This is a genomic window from Saccharopolyspora gregorii (assembly GCF_024734405.1).
Classification (GTDB): domain Bacteria; phylum Actinomycetota; class Actinomycetes; order Mycobacteriales; family Pseudonocardiaceae; genus Saccharopolyspora_C; species Saccharopolyspora_C gregorii.
In genome coordinates this window covers 1,800,772-1,815,983 of sequence record NZ_CP059556.1, presented here as the reverse complement: position 1 = coordinate 1,815,983, position 15,212 = coordinate 1,800,772, and the positions used below count along the sequence as shown (strand labels likewise).

The window sequence follows — 15,212 nt, the reverse complement described above, 5'->3', positions numbered from 1 at the left end:
CTCCGAATGGTGCGAGCGCACCGTTCACCGGATCCGGGACGGGAATCCGGCGAACATGAAAAGTATTCGGACCAAAGCGCAGGTGCCGGTCGACCCGTTCGCCATCACGCACCGTCATCATCACTGGCGGCGCAGCCCCTTTCCGAATCCGCGCAGGCCTGCGGCGCAGTGCCGCGTTCACCGCGCCAGGAGGGAGATCGCCCATACCAACCTCCCTTAACTCGAAAAGATGAAGCTAGGGCCGGAACAACACTGAGCGTATCACCCAAAGGTGTGAGCAACCGCATTCTCTCGCAAGCAAAGCAAAACAATCCCACACGAGACGACATGATCGGGCCGATCGTGCCGGGAACGATCGATTCAGGGAAAGAGCCCGGCCCGCGCCTCCCGCGGAGCGGGACGGGAACTCACGGAACCGGGGCCTCCGGGTCCACCGCCAGCGCCGCCGGGAGCTCCGCGCGCCCCCGCACGCCGAGCTTCCGGTAGGCGCTGGTCAGGTGCAGCTCCACCGTCCGGACCGTGAGGAACAACGACTCCGCGATCTCCCGGTTCGTCGCCCCCGCCGCCGCCCGGACCGCCACCCGCCGCTCGCTGCCGCTCAAGGTGTGCACCGGCGAGTCCGTCCCGTGCCGCAACCGGCCGCCCGCCTCCAGCAGCGCCGCCGAGGACGCCGACACCTGCCGGTGATCGCGGTGCAGCACCGACAGGTCCAGCGCCGACCGCAGGTGCTCGCGCGCGCCCTCCGGCTCGCCCGCGCGCAGCAGGGCCCGCCCCAGCAGGTGCTCCGCCTTCGCCTGCTCCCGCTTCGCCGGCGAAGCCGACAGCACCCGCACCGCCTCCGACAGCACCGGCACCGCCGCGCGGCCCGCCGCCACCGCCCCGCGCGCCGCCAGCGCCATGCCCCGCGCCCGCCGCGTTCCCCACTTCCGCGCCAGCACCGCGCCGTGCTCGGCGGCGCGCGCCCCCTCCTCCGCCCGGCCCAGGTCGCCGAGCAGGCAGGCCGCGTCGAACCACCACGGCGCGAACACCGGGTTGTCGATGCCCGCCTCCCGCAGGCTCTGCGCGCAGCGGAACAGCTGCTCCAGCGCGCCATCCGGATCTCCCGCGGCCTCCAGCGCGCGGGCCCGGGCCATCAGGAACTGGTGGTACTCCAAGGCGAAGTCCTCGAAGCGGGCGCGGGAGATCTCCGCCAGCACCGCCGTCGCCCGCTCCGGCTCGCCCTGGCTGGTCAGCGAGGTCGCCAGCGCGATCTGCGGCATCGTCATCGAGCCGGTCCAGGACTCCTGCTCCAGCACGTCGTAGCAGCTCTGCGCGTCCGCCAGCGCCTCCACCAGGTCGCCCGTCCAGTGGTGCACCAGCGCGCGGGTGCTGCTGGCCAGGCAGTACGCCCACGCCTGCCCGGAGCGCTGGGCGTGCCCGACCAGCAGGTCCAGCGCCGCCAGCGCCGACTCGTTGTCGTCGGCCAGGTACAGCGGCAGCGACGCCCCCAGCAGCGCGAAGCCGTCGCCCTCCACGTCGTTGATCCGCAGCACCGACCGGGCCTGCGCGGCGACCTCCGCGGCGGGCCGGTTCAGCAGCGCGCCCAGCGAAGCCAGCATCCCCAGCAGCTGGCGCTCCTCCGCGGTGTCGCCCGCGGGCGGCGCCACGTCGCGGAACCGGGCCCCCACCCGCGGCAGCGTCGACTTCTCGTCCATGCCGGAGACCAGCAGCATCGATTCGGCCAGCGTGCGCAACGTCCGGTCCGCGTCCCCGAGGCCCGGCCCCAGCGCGGCGTCCAGCTCGTCCAGCGCGGCCGAGACCACCTCGAAGGCGCGCGTCGAGTTCTGCGCCGACAGCGACGCCACCGCGTACTGCACCGCGATCGGGAGCCGCGCCCGCGGATCGTCGACGAGCTCCAGCGCCCGCTCCAGGTAGCGCAACCCCGTCACCGGGTCCGCCACCCGCGCGGCCTGCGCGAGCACCGCCACGTCGGTGCCCTGCACCACCAGCACCCGGTCCAGGCAGCGGGCCGCCGTGCCGGGCGCGCCGCGCTGCTCGGCCCGGGTGGCCGCGTCGAGCAGCACCCCCGCCATCCAGGGCTGCGGCGCGCCCGGCAGCTGCAGCAGCAGCACCGCGACCTCCTCCGCCGGCCGGCCCGCGTCGTTGAGCAGCATCGCGGCCCGTTCCCGGAGCCGTTCCAGCTCGGCAGGCGGGGTGCGGTCCAGCACCGCCTGCCGGACGAAGTCGTGCACGAACCCGATGCCGCCGCCGGTCCCCACCAGGTCCCGATCCCGCAGTTCGCGCAGCGCGACGACGGCCATCCGCTGGTGGATCCCGGCCAGCGCCGCGATCAGCTCCAGCCGCTCGCCGGGCAGGGTCGCGACCGCGCGGGCCACCGCCACGCCGCGCTCCGACAACCGGTCCAGCAGCGAACGCAGCACGACGGTGCGGTGCAGCTCGTCCAGCCGTTCCGCGGCGTCCTCCGCGGGCGCCTCCCGCAACCGGCGCAGCACCCTGCCGAGCAGGAACGGGTTGCCCCCGGTGACCTGGGCGCAACGAGCGGCCAACTCCGGGCCGGGCGGCGCGGGCAGCTCGGCGTCGAGGAGTTCGGCGACCGGCCCCTCGCCCAGCGCGGGCAGGTCCACGGTGTCGCACCACGGCATCGCCGCGATCTCCCCCAGCGCCTCGCCCGGCGCGGTCCCCCCGGTGCGCTGGGCCAGCAGCACCAGCAGCGGCAGTTCCTCGGCGCGGCGCAGCAGGAAGGCCAGGAACCGCAGGGAGTTCTCGTCGCACCACTGCACGTCGTCGACGGCCAGCACCAGCGGCCCGTCGCCGGTGAGGTCGGCGACCAGCCAGTGCAGCCCGTGCAGCACGGCGTAGGTGCCGGTCGCGGCGCCGTCCCCGGCGCGCTCCGGGGAGAGGGCGGGCAGTGCGAGGCGGGCGCTGCCGGTCGGCTCCGGGTCGTGCACCGGCGCCAGCAGCGCGCGCACGGCCGCGTAGGCACCGGTGCCGGTCTCCGGGCAGTGCGCGAACAGGACGCGGGTGGCGCGGCCGTCGAGTTCGGCCAGGGCGCTGAACAACACCTCGGTCTTGCCGATGCCCGCCGGCCCGCGCAGCAGGACGGCCCGGCCCGAACCGCCCCGCGCGGCCCGGGCGGCGTCGGCGATCCGCGCGAGCTCGGGCTCGCGTCCGACCAGCCGGCCCGGCGGGCCGCTCTGCACGCCTTGGTCAGCCACCATGCGGGGTTCCTCCCGGTCCGCCCCCAGGCGTACGGAATGCCGAATGCTGCGGTGCCGCGCGGCGGGTTCGCGCGGCGGGCGGTCAGACCGCCTCGACGCGTGGCCCCGCGCGCCGGAGTTCCTCCGCCACCTGCTCGTCGATGCCGTCGTCGGTGATCAGCGTGTCCACGTCGGCGAGGTCGCCGAACCGCGCGAAGTGGTCGTTGCCGATCTTGGTGTGGTCGGCGAGCACGATGGTGCGCCGCGCCGCCGAGATCGCCGCCCGCTTCACCATCGACTCGGCCGAATCCGGTGTCGTGAGGCCGCGTTCCAGGGACAGCCCGTTGGTCGCCATGAACGCCACGTCCACGTAGATGTCGCCGAGCGCGTGCAGCGCCCAGCCGTCCACCGCCGCCAGCGTGCGGCCGCGCAGCCTGCCGCCGACCAGCATCAGGGTGATGTTGCCGCGGCCGGAGAGGGTGAGCGCCGTCGTCGGCGAGTGCGTGACCACGGTCAGTTCCCGGTCGACGGGGAGGATGTTCGCCATCCGCGCGACCGTGGTGCCGGCGTCGAGCAGGATCGCGCCCTCGTCCGGCACCAGTTCCAGCGCCGCTTTCGCGATGCGGTTCTTCTCGGCGGTCATCACCGAGTCCCTGGCGGGCACGTTCGGCTCGAATCCCAGCCGCTCCACGGGGATCGCGCCACCGTGCACCCTGCGCAGCACGCCGCGGCGCTCCAGCACGGTCAGGTCGCGGCGCACGGTCTCCGTGGTCATGTCGAAGCGCGATGCGAGCGCCGCCACGTCGACCCGGCCTTCCTTCCGCGCCAGCTCCAAGATCGCCCAGTGCCGTTCCTCGGCGTACATCCGCGTCTCGCTTCCCGCCCCCGTGAAGTCCCCGCCCGGCGAGGCTACCGGCGACGATCAGCGCGGCACAATGGCGGGATGTTGTTTCGTGTTGCTTCGAGTGGCATTCGGCGGAACGGCCGCCGGTTGCCGTCCACCGGCGCTCCGATCCGGTGATCTTTTCACTCTACGCACTCAATTGATCACTTTCAGTATACGGTGGCCTGGTGTCAACAGAGGACATTCCGCCGGCGGTCTGGCGGAGCGCGGAAGTCCGCGACGCCCTGGCGGTGCGCGACATCGGCACGGTCTACCGGGTGCTGCGCGAGCACGGCGTCTCGCAGAGCCGCATCGCCCAGCTCACCGGGCAGGCCCAGAGCGAGGTCAGCGACGTGCTCAACGGCCGCGCCGTGCGCAGCTACGAGTTGCTGGCCCGGATAGCCACCGGGCTCGGGATACCGCGCGGCTGGATGGGCATGGCCGGGGAACCGGACCCGGCCGCGGAGGGCACCGACCCGGCGGTCGAGGAGGACGAGAAGGCGAAACGCCGCCGCTTCCTGTCCTACGCCGGTTCGCTGGTGCTGGGCGCGGAGGTCGACGTGTCCGGCTCCGCCGACCTGTTCGCCGCCGAGCTGCGCCGGTTCGGCGAGCTGCCGCCGACCCCGCCGGGCCGGGTCGGCAGCTCCGACGTCGCGGCGCTCGACGTGCTGATGGGTTCGCTGCGGCAGATAGACCAGCGCTACGGCGGAGTCGGCCAGTACGGCACCGTCGCGGCCGCCGCCCGGCGCGCCGAGCGGATGCTGGAGGCCTCGATGAGCGAGGCGGTGCGCAGCGACCTGCTGGGCGCGCTGTGCAAGCTGCACGCCACCGCGGGCTGGACGGCGGTGGAGAACGGGCTGCTCGCCAGCGGGAACGCGCACTACGGGCGGGCGCTGGACTTCGGCCGGGACGGGGCGGATCCGCTGGCGATCGCGCGGACGCTGTACGCGGCGGGGCGCGCCGAACTGGACTTCGGCGATCCGAACTCGGCGCTGAAGCTGTTCCAGCTGGGGTCGATCCGGGCCGAAGCCTCGCCGCTGGTGAGCTCGGTGCTGCAGCTGAACTCGGCGTGGGCTGCGGCGCACGGCGAACGCCGCGGCTCGGTGCGGCGGATGCTCGACCAGGGGCGCGCGCTGCACGCCACCGCCGAGATCGAGGCCGACTACCCGATGTTCCGCTGGTTCGGGGAAGCGGACGTGCTGGGCTTGACCGGCTCGGTGCAGCTGGTGGTGGGCGAGCACGAATCCGCGGCGCTGCACCTGTCCCGGGCGGTGGCCGCCCGCGCGCCCGGGGAGGTGCGGTCCGCGGTGTTCGAGCTGGCGAGCCTGGCGGAGGCGAAGTTCGCGCTCGGCGACCACGCGTCGGCGGTGCGGCACGGGCGCCGGGCGGTGCTGCTGGCCGGCGGGGTGCGCAGCGCCCGGCTGCGCGGCAGGCTCGCCGGGCTGCGCCGCCGCTGCGCGGAGCTGGTGGGCGCGCGCCACGCCTGGCGCGACTGCGCGGAGGAGCTGGCGCTCGGCATCGACGGGGTCATCGCACCCCGGCCGGTCCCCCGCTGACGGTGCGGCGGACCTCCGGCGGAACGGCGGGAGGAAGTGGCCGTGCGGAAGGAGGTCCCGGCGGCGCGAGGTGCGCCGCCGGGACCTCGGCTCAATCCTTCGCGGTGATGCGGTCCGGCGCCGGCGGCACCACGTCGGGGTGCTCCGCCAGGTAGCCCAGCAGCGCGTCCAGGTCCACCGGCCCGCCCGCGACGTCGGTGCCCTCGGTGAAGCCGCTGAACCCGTCCCCGCCGCCGGCGAGGAAGTTGTTCACCGCCACCCGGTACGGCGCGGCCGGGTCCACCGGTGCGCCGTCGAGGGTGAGCCCGGAGACCTTCGACCCGATGGGCGCGGACCGCGAGTACTCGTAGTGCAGGCCCGCCGACACCTGCAGCACGTTCTCGCCCTCCGGGCTCCACTGCTGCTCCAGCACGTCCCGCAGCTGCGCGCCGGTGAGGGTCATGGTCTGCATGGTGTTGCCGAAGGGCTGCACCGCGAACGCTTCGCCGTAGGTGATGACGCCGTCGCCTTCGCCCGCCGGGGAAGAGGCGTGCGGCAGGTCGGCGCGCACCCCGCCGGGGTTGGTCAGCGCGAGCTGCGCCCCCGTGTCGCGGGTGGCGGCGAGCTGCGCGTCGGCGATGACGCTGCCGAGGCCGGATTCCCCGGACGGCGCCGGGGTCTTCAGCAGGTCGCCGGTGGCGGTGCCGACGGCGCGGTTCGCGATCGGCGCCGCCTTCGCGCGGGCTTCCTCGACGAGCGCGGCCGTCTCGGCGTCGGGTTCGACGTCGCGGGTCACGACCTCGTTGCGCGCGGTGCTGCTCTCCCGCACCACTTCGCGGGTGTCGCGGTCGACGCGCAGGTCCAGCACCGACAGCAGCCTGCCGTAGGAGGCGCCTTGCACGAGGGGACGCGGGTCGCCCGCCGGGTCGGTGGCGGTGCAGGTGTACTGCTGGTGGCTGTGCGCGCTGAACACGGCGTCGACCTGCGGGGAGACCTGTTCCGCGATGCGGCTCGCGGGGCCGCCGGGGGTGACCTGGCAGGAGTTCGGGCCGCCGCCGTCGGCTTCATCGCCCTGGTGCAGCAGCACGACCTGCGCCTTGACGCCGAAGCGCTCCAGCGCGTCGGAGGTGCGGTCGATGGCTTCGACCTCGTCGCCGAACCGGAGTCCGCGCACCGCTTCGGGGCTGACCACGTCGGGCAGGTCCTGCAGGGTCGCGCCGATCACGCCGATCGGCACCCCGCCGGAGACCTGCACGGTGAACGGCAGCAGCGCGGGGGCACCGCCGTCCTCGAAGGTGACGTTGGCGCCGAGGTACGGGAAGTCCGCGCCGGCGAAGGAATCCCGGAACTCGCAACCGTCCTGCGGGTGGCAGCCGCCGGTCTGCAGCCGTTGGAGTTCCTGGTAGCCCTCGTCGAACTCGTGGTTGCCGACGACGTGGCCGCGCACGTCCTGCGAGTTGAGGAAGTCGACGGTGGGTTCGTCGTGGAACAGCGCGGAGTTCACCGGCGAGGCGCCGACGCTGTCGCCGGTCGAGAAGACCAGCGAGTTCGGCACCTCGTCGCGCAGCCGCTGCAGGTGGGTGGCGAGGTAGGCGGCGCCGCCGGCGTCGACGGTCCGGCCGTCGTCGAGCTCGATCTGCCCGGAGGACCCGGTGGGCGGTTCGAGGTTGCCGTGCAGGTCGTTGAAGGTGATCAGCCGGACGTCGGTGGTCGCGGGCGGGTCCTGCGGCGCGGCGCCGGCGGTGGCCCCGGTGGCCGTGGCCGCGGTGGCCAGTGCGGTGGCGGCGACGGCGAGTCCGCGTCGCACGCGGTGGGCACGCATGGTTCGGTCTTCCTCCCAGGTGGTGATCTCGGGAGGCAGTCTGCCCGGGCCCGCTGCCGACCACCACCGATTCCGCGTCACACCTCGCGGTCGTGCGGAGCCGCCCGCGGCCGGGCAGGATGCGGCCGAGGAGTGCGCGGACGACTACCGAGCGCCTCCGCACCGGCACCGCCACGCCGATGATGATGGGGTCCGGATCACCGCCGAACCCAAGATGTAGTGTGGCGCCCGCTGATGGTTCGCCGGTCCGCCCGGCGTGACAACAGGGAACCCGGTGCGAATCCGGGACTGCCCCGCAGCGGTGAACGGGAACGACCGCCGTCACCACCTCCCGGTGGTGCAGCACTGGACGCTCGGCGTCCGGGAAGCGACGGCCAGTAGGCCCGGTGCCGAGCACCGGTCGCCCGTGAGTCCGAAGACCTGCCATCGGTGCGCGCACGAGGGGTGCGCGCCGTCCGGGACCTCGCGGGAGGGTCGTGGGACGAGCGGTGCCGTGCGCGCCGCGGGTCCTGGCGCGTTCCGAGGAGTTCCGGGCAGGTGTCCGAGCTTGCGAGGAGAGAGCCAGTGACCGAGTCCACGACCCGGCCGTCAGCGACCGCGGTGGTACCGGCAGGAGTGCGGGTGCTGCGGCGCGACGGAACCGTTTCCGGTTGGGACGAAACGAAGATCTCCGTGGCGTTGACCAAGGCGTTCCTGGCGGCCGAGGGGGATTCGGCCGCGTCGTCGTCGCGGTTGCACCAGGTCGTCGCGGAGTTGACGGAGCAGGCCGCGCAGGGAGTGCTGCGCCACGCCGGCCCCGAGGGCCTGGTGCACATCGAGCAGATCCAGGACGTGGTGGAGCTGGCGCTGATGCGCGGCGGGCACCACGGCGTCGCCCGCGCCTACGTGCTCTACCGGGAGGAGCACGCGCAGGCCCGCGAAGCCGAGGCGCGGCGGACCGAGGACGCCGCGCCCGTCCTGGAGATGACCGCGCCGGACGGCACCCGGGTGCCGCTGGACTGGGAGCGGGTGTCGACCGTCGTCGAGCAGGCCTGCTCGGACCTCGACGACGTGCGCGCCGACCAGGTGCTGCGCGAGGTGCGGCGCAACGTCTACGACGGCATCAGCTCCGCGGAGCTGGCCGAGTCGCTGACGATGGCGGCGCGCACCTTCGTGGAGGCGGAGCCGAACTACTCGCTGGTGACGTCGCGGCTGCTGCTGGACAAGCTGCGCCGGGAGGCGCTGAGCTTCGTCGCGGGCGAGCCGGCCGAGGCCGACCAGGTGCAGATGCGGGACCGCTACGCCGGTTACTTCGCCGACTACGTGCGCCGCGGCATCGAGCTGGAGCAGCTGGCCCCGGAGCTGGCCCGCTTCGACCTGGAGCGGCTGGGCGCGGCGCTGGACGCGGACCGGGACATCGCGTTCGGCTTCCTCGGCCTGCAGACGCTCTACGACCGCTACCTGCTGCACGAGGACGGGGTGCGGTTCGAGCTGCCGCAGGCGTTCTTCATGCGGGTCGCGATGGGCGTGGCGCTGCGCGAGGACGACCGGGAGGCGCGGGCGATCGAGTTCTACGACCTGATCTCCTCGTTCGACTTCATGTGCTCGACGCCGACGCTGTTCAACGCGGGCACCACCCGCCCGCAGCTGTCGTCCTGCTTCCTGACCACTGTGGACGACGACCTGCACGGGATCTTCCACGGCATCAGCAACAACGCGCTGCTGTCGAAGTACGCGGGCGGGCTCGGCAACGACTGGACCCCGGTGCGGGGCACGGGCGCGCACATCAAGGGGACCAACGGTTCCTCGCAGGGCGTGGTGCCGTTCCTGAAGATCGCCAACGACACGGCGGTCGCGGTGAACCAGGGCGGCAAGCGCAAGGGCGCGGTGTGCGCGTACCTGGAGACCTGGCACGTGGACGTCGAGGAATTCCTCGACCTGCGCAAGAACACCGGGGACGACCGGCGCCGCACGCACGACATGAACACGGCGAACTGGGTGCCGGACGAGTTCCTGCGCCGGGTCGAGGCCGACGAGCCGTGGACCCTGTTCTCCCCGGACGAGGTGCCGGACCTGCACGACCTGTACGGCACCGCGTTCGCGCAGCGCTACCGGGAGTACGAGGCGGCCGCCGAGCGCGGTGAGCTGAAGGTGTTCCGCCAGGTCCGCGCGGTGGATCTGTGGCGCCGGATGCTGACGATGCTGTTCGAGACCGGGCACCCGTGGATCACCTTCAAGGACCCGTGCAACCTGCGGTCGCCGCAGCAGCACGCGGGCGTGGTGCACTCCTCGAACCTGTGCACCGAGATCACGCTGAACACGAGCGAGGACGAGGTCGCGGTCTGCAACCTCGGTTCCATCAACCTCGCGCGGCACGTGACGGCCGAGGGCCTGGACGTGGAGCGGCTGCGGCGCACGACCCGCACGGCGGTGCGGATGCTGGACAACGTCATCGACGTGAACTTCTACACGATCCCGGAGGCGCGGGCCTCGAACCTGCGGCACCGCCCGGTGGGCCTGGGCCTGATGGGCTTCTCGGACGCGCTGTTCGCGCAGCGCATCCCGATGTCCTCGCAGGCGGCGGTGGAGTTCGCGGACCTGAGCATGGAGCACATCAGCTTCCACGCGATCGCCGCGTCCTCCGAGCTGGCCGCCGAGCGCGGGCGCTACGAGTCGTTCGAGGGTTCGCTGTGGAGCCGGGGCGTGCTGCCGATCGACTCGCTGGAGCTGCTGGCGCAGGCCCGCGAGACCGGCGTCGACCTGGACCGTTCGTCCACACTGGACTGGGACGGGCTGCGGGAGCGGGTGCGCGCGAACGGCATGCGCAACTCGAACGTGCTGGCCATCGCCCCGACGGCGACGATCTCGAACATCTGCGGCGTCGGCCAGTCCATCGAGCCGCTGTACCGGAACCTGTACGTGAAGTCGAACATGTCGGGCGACTTCACCGTGCTCAACGCCGACCTGGTGCGGGACCTCAAGGCCGCCGGGGTGTGGGACGAGGCGATGGTGCAGGACCTGAAGTACTTCGACGGCGACCTGGCCCCGATCGACCGGGTGCCCGCGGAGCTGAAGTCGTTGTACGCCACCGCGTTCGAGATCGAGCCGCGCTGGCTGGTCGAGGCCGCGTCCCGCCGCCAGAAGTGGATCGACCAGGCGCAGTCGCTGAACCTGTACATGGCGGCGCCGAGCGGCCGCAAGCTCGACGAGCTGTACCGGCTGGCGTGGCGCAAGGGCCTCAAGACCACCTACTACCTGCGGTCCAGCAGTGCGACGCACGTGGAGAAGTCCACGCTGCGCGGCACCGACGGCAAGCTCAACGCGGTCTCCCCCGCCGCCGCCCCGGCCCCGGCCCCGTCGCCGCAGCCGCAGGCGTGCGCGATCGACGACCCGGACTGCGAAGCCTGCCAGTGACCGCCCCGTTCCCCTTGGAGGACTCATGACTTCCGTGCACACGACCGACGCCACCGGGCTCGGCGAGATCGACCGCGGCGCGGGCCGGATCAACGTCGACGACAAGGCGATGATCAACGCGCAGGCGGACGTGAACCAGCTGCTGCCGCTGAAGTACGGCTGGGCGTGGGAGAAGTACCTCGCCGGCTGCAACAACCACTGGATGCCCACCGAGGTGTCCATGCACGCCGACATCGCCCTGTGGCGCTCCCGCGACGGGCTCACCGAGGACGAGCGGCTGATGCTCAAGCGCAACCTCGGGTTCTTCGCCACGGCGGAGTCGTTGGTGGCCAACAACATCGTGCTCGCCGTGTACCGGCACATCACCAACCCCGAGTGCCGCCAGTACCTGCTGCGCCAGGCGTTCGAGGAGGCCGTGCACACGCACACCTTCCAGTACATCTGCGAGAGCCTGGGCCTCGACGAGGGCGAGCTGTTCAACGCCTACCGCGAGATCCCGTCCATCTCGGAGAAGGACGAGTGGGCGCTGCGGCACACCCAGAACCTGGAGAACCCCGAGTTCGCCACCGGCGGACCGGAGCGCGACCAGGCGTTCCTGCGCGACCTCATCGCCTTCTACGTGATCTTCGAGGGCATGTGGTTCTACACCGGTTTCGCGCAGATCCTGTCGCTGGGCAGGCGGAACAAGATGGTCGGCATCGCCGAGCAGTACCAGTACATCCTGCGCGACGAGTCGATCCACCTGAACTTCGGCATCGACTGCATCAACCAGATCAAGCTGGAGAACCCGCACCTGTGGAGCGCCGAGTTCCAGGAGGAGGTGCGCGGCATGCTCGCCGACGCGTGCCGCCTGGAGGTCGCCTACGGCCGGGACACCATGCCCCGCGGCATCCTCGGCATCAACGCCGAGCTGTGCGAGCAGTACATGCACTTCATCACCAACCGCCGCTGCGCGCAGCTGGGCCTCACCCCGGTGTTCGCCGAGGTCGAGAACCCGTTCCCGTGGATGTCGGAGGCGATGGACCTGAAGAAGGAGAAGAACTTCTTCGAGACCCGCGTCACCGAATACCAGTCCGGCTCCTCCCTCACCTGGGACTGACGGATCGGGCCGCCCGCCGGGGACTCGGCGGGCGGCCCGCGGGTTCCGCCCCGCCGGGCCGTCACCGCGGCATAGGGTGCCGGGATGGGTGTTCCGGTTCCTGATCTCGACGTCGTCCGGGAGTCCTACGACCGCGTGGCCGACAACTACGTGGACATGGTGACCACGACGGGCATCGGCGACGTCCGCGCCCACCCGTGGCTGCGCGCCGCGATGGACGTGTTCGCCGATCAGGTCGCCGGGCTCGGCCCGGTGCTCGACATCGGTTGCGGGCCGGGCACGGTCACCGGCTACCTGGCCGAACGCGGGCTCGACGTGTCGGGCGTGGACCTGTCGCCCCGGATGGTCGAGCACGCGCGGCGGCTGCATCCGGGGTGCTCGTTCCGCGTCGGCTCCGCCACCGAGCTCGACCTGGCGGACTCGTCCTTCGGCGGGCTGCTCGGCTGGTGGTCGCTGTTCAACCTGCCGCGCGAGGTGCTGCCGGGCGTGCTGTCGTCGTTCGCGAGCGCGCTCGTCCCGGGCGGTCAGCTGATCATCGCGACGCACGTCGGCGACGACGACGTGCAGCGCACCAAGGCCTACTACGGCGTCCCGGTCCGCTGGACCACGTACCAGTGGCGGCCCGAGCAGCTCACCGCGCTCGTCGAGCAGGCGGGCCTGCACCCCACCGCCGAACTCCGCCTGCCCGCCGACGAGCACACCGGCCCCGGTGTCGTCCTCGTCGCCCGCCGCGACTGACCCCGGCCCCAGGTGAATGGCCCACCCGCCCGTTCTTCGTGGTCGAATGGGCCATCGACCGGCAGATCAGCTCGGCAGGGCGGCGCGGAGGGCGGTCAGGTCGAAGGTGGCGATGCCATCGGGATCGCGGTGCAGCACCTCCTCCGGCGGGAGGAACCGGACACCGCTGCCCGCCAGCAGCGCGTGGTGGGCGGCGTAGGCGAGATGCCGCCGCAGCACCGACTTCACGCAGGTGGCCGCCACGATCGGCACCTCCGCGCAGAGCAGTTCGTTCAGCACGCCCAGCAGCGCCGTCCCGTTCGCGCCCGCGCCCCACAGGTTCAGCGTGTTGAAGGTCAGCGGCGCCACCAGCACCGCGTCCGCGGCGGGGAACGGATCCGGTTCACCCGGCCAGCGCGGGTGGATCCGCGGCGGCAGGCCCGTCGCGGATTCCAGCTCCGCCGGGTCGAGCCACTCCGCGGCGGCCTCGGACAGCACCGGGCACACGGTCCACCCGCCGGCGCGCAGCAGTCCCGCCAGCTCGGGCAGCTGCCGCACCGGCGGCGCCGCTGTTCCGACCAGGTACAGCACCCGCCCGCTCACCGGCGCGCCCCGGCCCGCGCCGCCACCGCACGAAGCCCGGGCGTCGCCGATCGCCGCTCCCGCTTCAGCAGCTCGCCGAGCAGATCTCGCACGATCACGTTGCACCGCGGCACTTCCGGTGCGATCCGCTCGGCCTCCAGCAGGTTCACCACCGCGGCCGCATCCTCCCGCAGCTGCGCGTGCGCGCGGGCGAGATCGACGTTCAGCTGCGCGCGCCTGCTGCGCAGGCCGTCCGGGAATCCGGTGGTGTCGAGGTCTTCGGCGAGCGCGACCGCCAGCTTCGCCTGCCCCGACTCGACCGCGGCGGACACCGCGTGGATCGCGACGTTCGTCGGTCCGAACGCCGTCCACGCGTGGTTCCCGTCGCGCCCCAGCGCAGCGGCGAGATCTCCGGCCCGTCGCAGCCGCGACGCCGATTCCGCCCGGTCGGAGTCGCGACCGGAGATCACCGATGCGACCAGGAACAGCGAACCCCGCACGGACACGGCGGCCGGATCGTCGCCGCGGACCGCTCCGGCAGGGCCCGGTCGTCCTACCGACGTGCCGCCGAGACCTTCGAGCACGCCGGCAAGGACCTGACCGGTGGGCCGTGGACGCTGCACCAACTCCGGCACTCGGCGTTGACCCATGCTGCCGAGGACGGCGCCAACAGCTCCACTTGCCGTCGTACTCCGGGCACACCTCGGTCGGTTCCCTCGCACGGTACGCGCGAGTCTCAGCCGAGGCTTTGGCTCGCTGGCAGCAGGGCCGGGTTCCGGGCGGCCAGGCGGCGATGAAGGCACAAAGCTGACTCGGTCTCGGAGCCGACCGTGCACGCGAGGTTCCCCGTCGCCCCAATTCACACAGTCGGCGACAGTGGCTGCACCCGGCCACTGTCATGATCAGGAACATGAGCCAGAGTGTGCCGGTGACGTTGCTCGAGTGGCAGCAGTTCCTCCGCGGCTATAGCGATGACTATCTGCGGATGGCCACGGATGAGGAGGCGGCACGCCTCGACGACGTCCAGCGGGAGAATCGGTGGCTGGGCTACGAACCGGCCAGTGAGGAGGCCCTCCGTGGCGCCGAGAAACGCCTGGATGTGCGGCTGCCGCCGAGCTACCGCAACTTCCTGCTCGCCAGCAACGGCTGGCGCGACATCGACCCCGAGTTGAGCGAGCTGTTCCGGATCGACGAGATCGGTTGGTTCGCTGAGAAAGATCCCGAACTGCTGACCGCCTGGACCGAGGCGGGGCTCGAGGGTCTCGTGGAGCAGGTCAAGCCGTGCTTGATGGTGTCAGACTGGTCCGACTGCGCTGTCTACTGGCTGCTGGACCCGACCACGATCGGGCCGAACGGGGAATGGACCGCGTACGAGTGGGCGACTGGCGACGGCTCCTATCCTTCGCCGTACCCCAGCTTCGGTGCCCTGGTAGCAAGCGCTCGAGATGCCTTCAACCGATGGAAAACCCACGATGTCATCCACGAACAGGGATACCAGGACACCGAGCCGGCACCTCATACTCGCCCCGACGATGCACCGCTCCACCAGGTGACCGCAGCCGACACGTGGCCGCGCCTCATGCGCATCGACCGACTCGACCACCTGGTGCTGACCGTCGCCGACCAGGACGCCACGATCGATTTCTACACCCGGGTGCTGGGCATGGGGGTGGCTACCTCCGACAACGGTCGCACGGCGCTGACCTTCGGCCACAGCAAGATCGACCTACGCGTGGCCGGAGAGGATACCGAGGTGTTTTCGGCCGTCCACCCCGCTCCGGGCACCGCCGAGCTGTGCTTCGTCGTGGACACCCCGGTGCTGCTCCTGATCGACGAGCTCAGGGAGCAGGCGGGGATGGACATCGAGGCGGGCCCGGTCGGCCATACCGGTGCACTCGGCCCGATCTACAGCCTCCATCTGCGCGACCCCGACAAAAACCTGATCAAGCTGAGCAACTACCTCGACTGAGCGGGGCTATTCGTC

Annotated in this window: 10 protein-coding genes and 1 riboswitch; of the genes, 5 read left to right on the top strand and 5 right to left on the bottom strand. The window is 72.1% G+C overall.

Features of this window, described 5'->3' with window-relative positions; genetic code table 11:
• Positions 1-407: 407 nt before the first annotated feature.
• Both H1226_RS08010 and H1226_RS08005 read right to left on the bottom strand, forming a co-directional pair.
• The gene (locus tag H1226_RS08010) at positions 408-3,218 is read right to left on the bottom strand and encodes an ATP-binding protein (RefSeq protein ID WP_258348142.1); all 2,811 of its coding nucleotides are present in this window, start codon (positions 3,216-3,218) and stop codon (positions 408-410) included.
• 82 nt (positions 3,219-3,300) lie between these two features.
• Entirely contained in the window at positions 3,301-4,062 is a 762-nt protein-coding gene (locus tag H1226_RS08005; protein ID WP_258348141.1) for a DeoR/GlpR family DNA-binding transcription regulator, read from the bottom strand.
• A gap of 206 nt (positions 4,063-4,268) precedes the next feature.
• On the opposite strand from H1226_RS08005, the gene H1226_RS08000 reads away from it, so the two are divergent.
• A complete protein-coding gene (locus H1226_RS08000) occupies positions 4,269-5,636 on the top strand; it encodes a helix-turn-helix domain-containing protein (RefSeq protein WP_258348139.1) in 1,368 nt (455 codons plus the stop codon).
• Between the two features lie 91 nt (positions 5,637-5,727).
• Here the strand turns inward: H1226_RS08000 and H1226_RS07995 are convergent, their stop codons facing one another.
• The gene (locus tag H1226_RS07995) at positions 5,728-7,437 is read right to left on the bottom strand and encodes a bifunctional metallophosphatase/5'-nucleotidase (RefSeq protein WP_258348138.1); all 1,710 of its coding nucleotides are present in this window, start codon (positions 7,435-7,437) and stop codon (positions 5,728-5,730) included.
• 218 nt (positions 7,438-7,655) lie between these two features.
• Positions 7,656-7,879: riboswitch (cobalamin riboswitch) on the top strand.
• 122 nt (positions 7,880-8,001) lie between these two features.
• On the opposite strand from H1226_RS07995, the gene H1226_RS07990 reads away from it, so the two are divergent.
• The 3 genes from H1226_RS07990 to H1226_RS07980 all read left to right on the top strand — a co-directional run bounded on the left by H1226_RS07990 (position 8,002) and on the right by H1226_RS07980 (position 12,667).
• The gene (locus H1226_RS07990) at positions 8,002-10,830 is read left to right on the top strand and encodes a ribonucleoside-diphosphate reductase subunit alpha (RefSeq protein ID WP_258348137.1); all 2,829 of its coding nucleotides are present in this window, start codon (positions 8,002-8,004) and stop codon (positions 10,828-10,830) included.
• Between the two features lie 25 nt (positions 10,831-10,855).
• On the top strand, positions 10,856-11,929 hold the full coding sequence (locus H1226_RS07985) for a ribonucleotide-diphosphate reductase subunit beta (protein ID WP_258348136.1): 1,074 nt from the start codon (positions 10,856-10,858) through the stop codon (positions 11,927-11,929).
• An 84-nt stretch (positions 11,930-12,013) separates the two neighbouring features.
• Positions 12,014-12,667 carry a class I SAM-dependent DNA methyltransferase gene (locus tag H1226_RS07980; RefSeq protein ID WP_258348135.1) on the top strand — a complete coding sequence of 218 codons (654 nt, stop codon included), beginning with the start codon at positions 12,014-12,016 and terminating at the stop codon, positions 12,665-12,667.
• Positions 12,668-12,733: 66 nt separating this feature from the next.
• Here the strand turns inward: H1226_RS07980 and H1226_RS07975 are convergent, their stop codons facing one another.
• Complete coding sequence (locus H1226_RS07975) at positions 12,734-13,249, bottom strand: flavoprotein (RefSeq protein ID WP_258348134.1); 516 nt, start codon at positions 13,247-13,249, stop codon at positions 12,734-12,736.
• Positions 13,246-13,734 carry a hypothetical protein gene (locus H1226_RS07970; protein ID WP_258348133.1) on the bottom strand — a complete coding sequence of 163 codons (489 nt, stop codon included), beginning with the start codon at positions 13,732-13,734 and terminating at the stop codon, positions 13,246-13,248. The genes H1226_RS07975 and H1226_RS07970 overlap by 4 nt, the downstream gene beginning before the upstream one ends.
• A gap of 404 nt (positions 13,735-14,138) precedes the next feature.
• Here H1226_RS07970 and H1226_RS07965 point away from each other — a divergent pair, with 404 nt between their 5' ends.
• The gene (locus H1226_RS07965) at positions 14,139-15,197 is read left to right on the top strand and encodes an SMI1/KNR4 family protein (RefSeq protein WP_258348132.1); all 1,059 of its coding nucleotides are present in this window, start codon (positions 14,139-14,141) and stop codon (positions 15,195-15,197) included.
• The last annotated feature ends 15 nt before the right edge of the window (positions 15,198-15,212 follow it).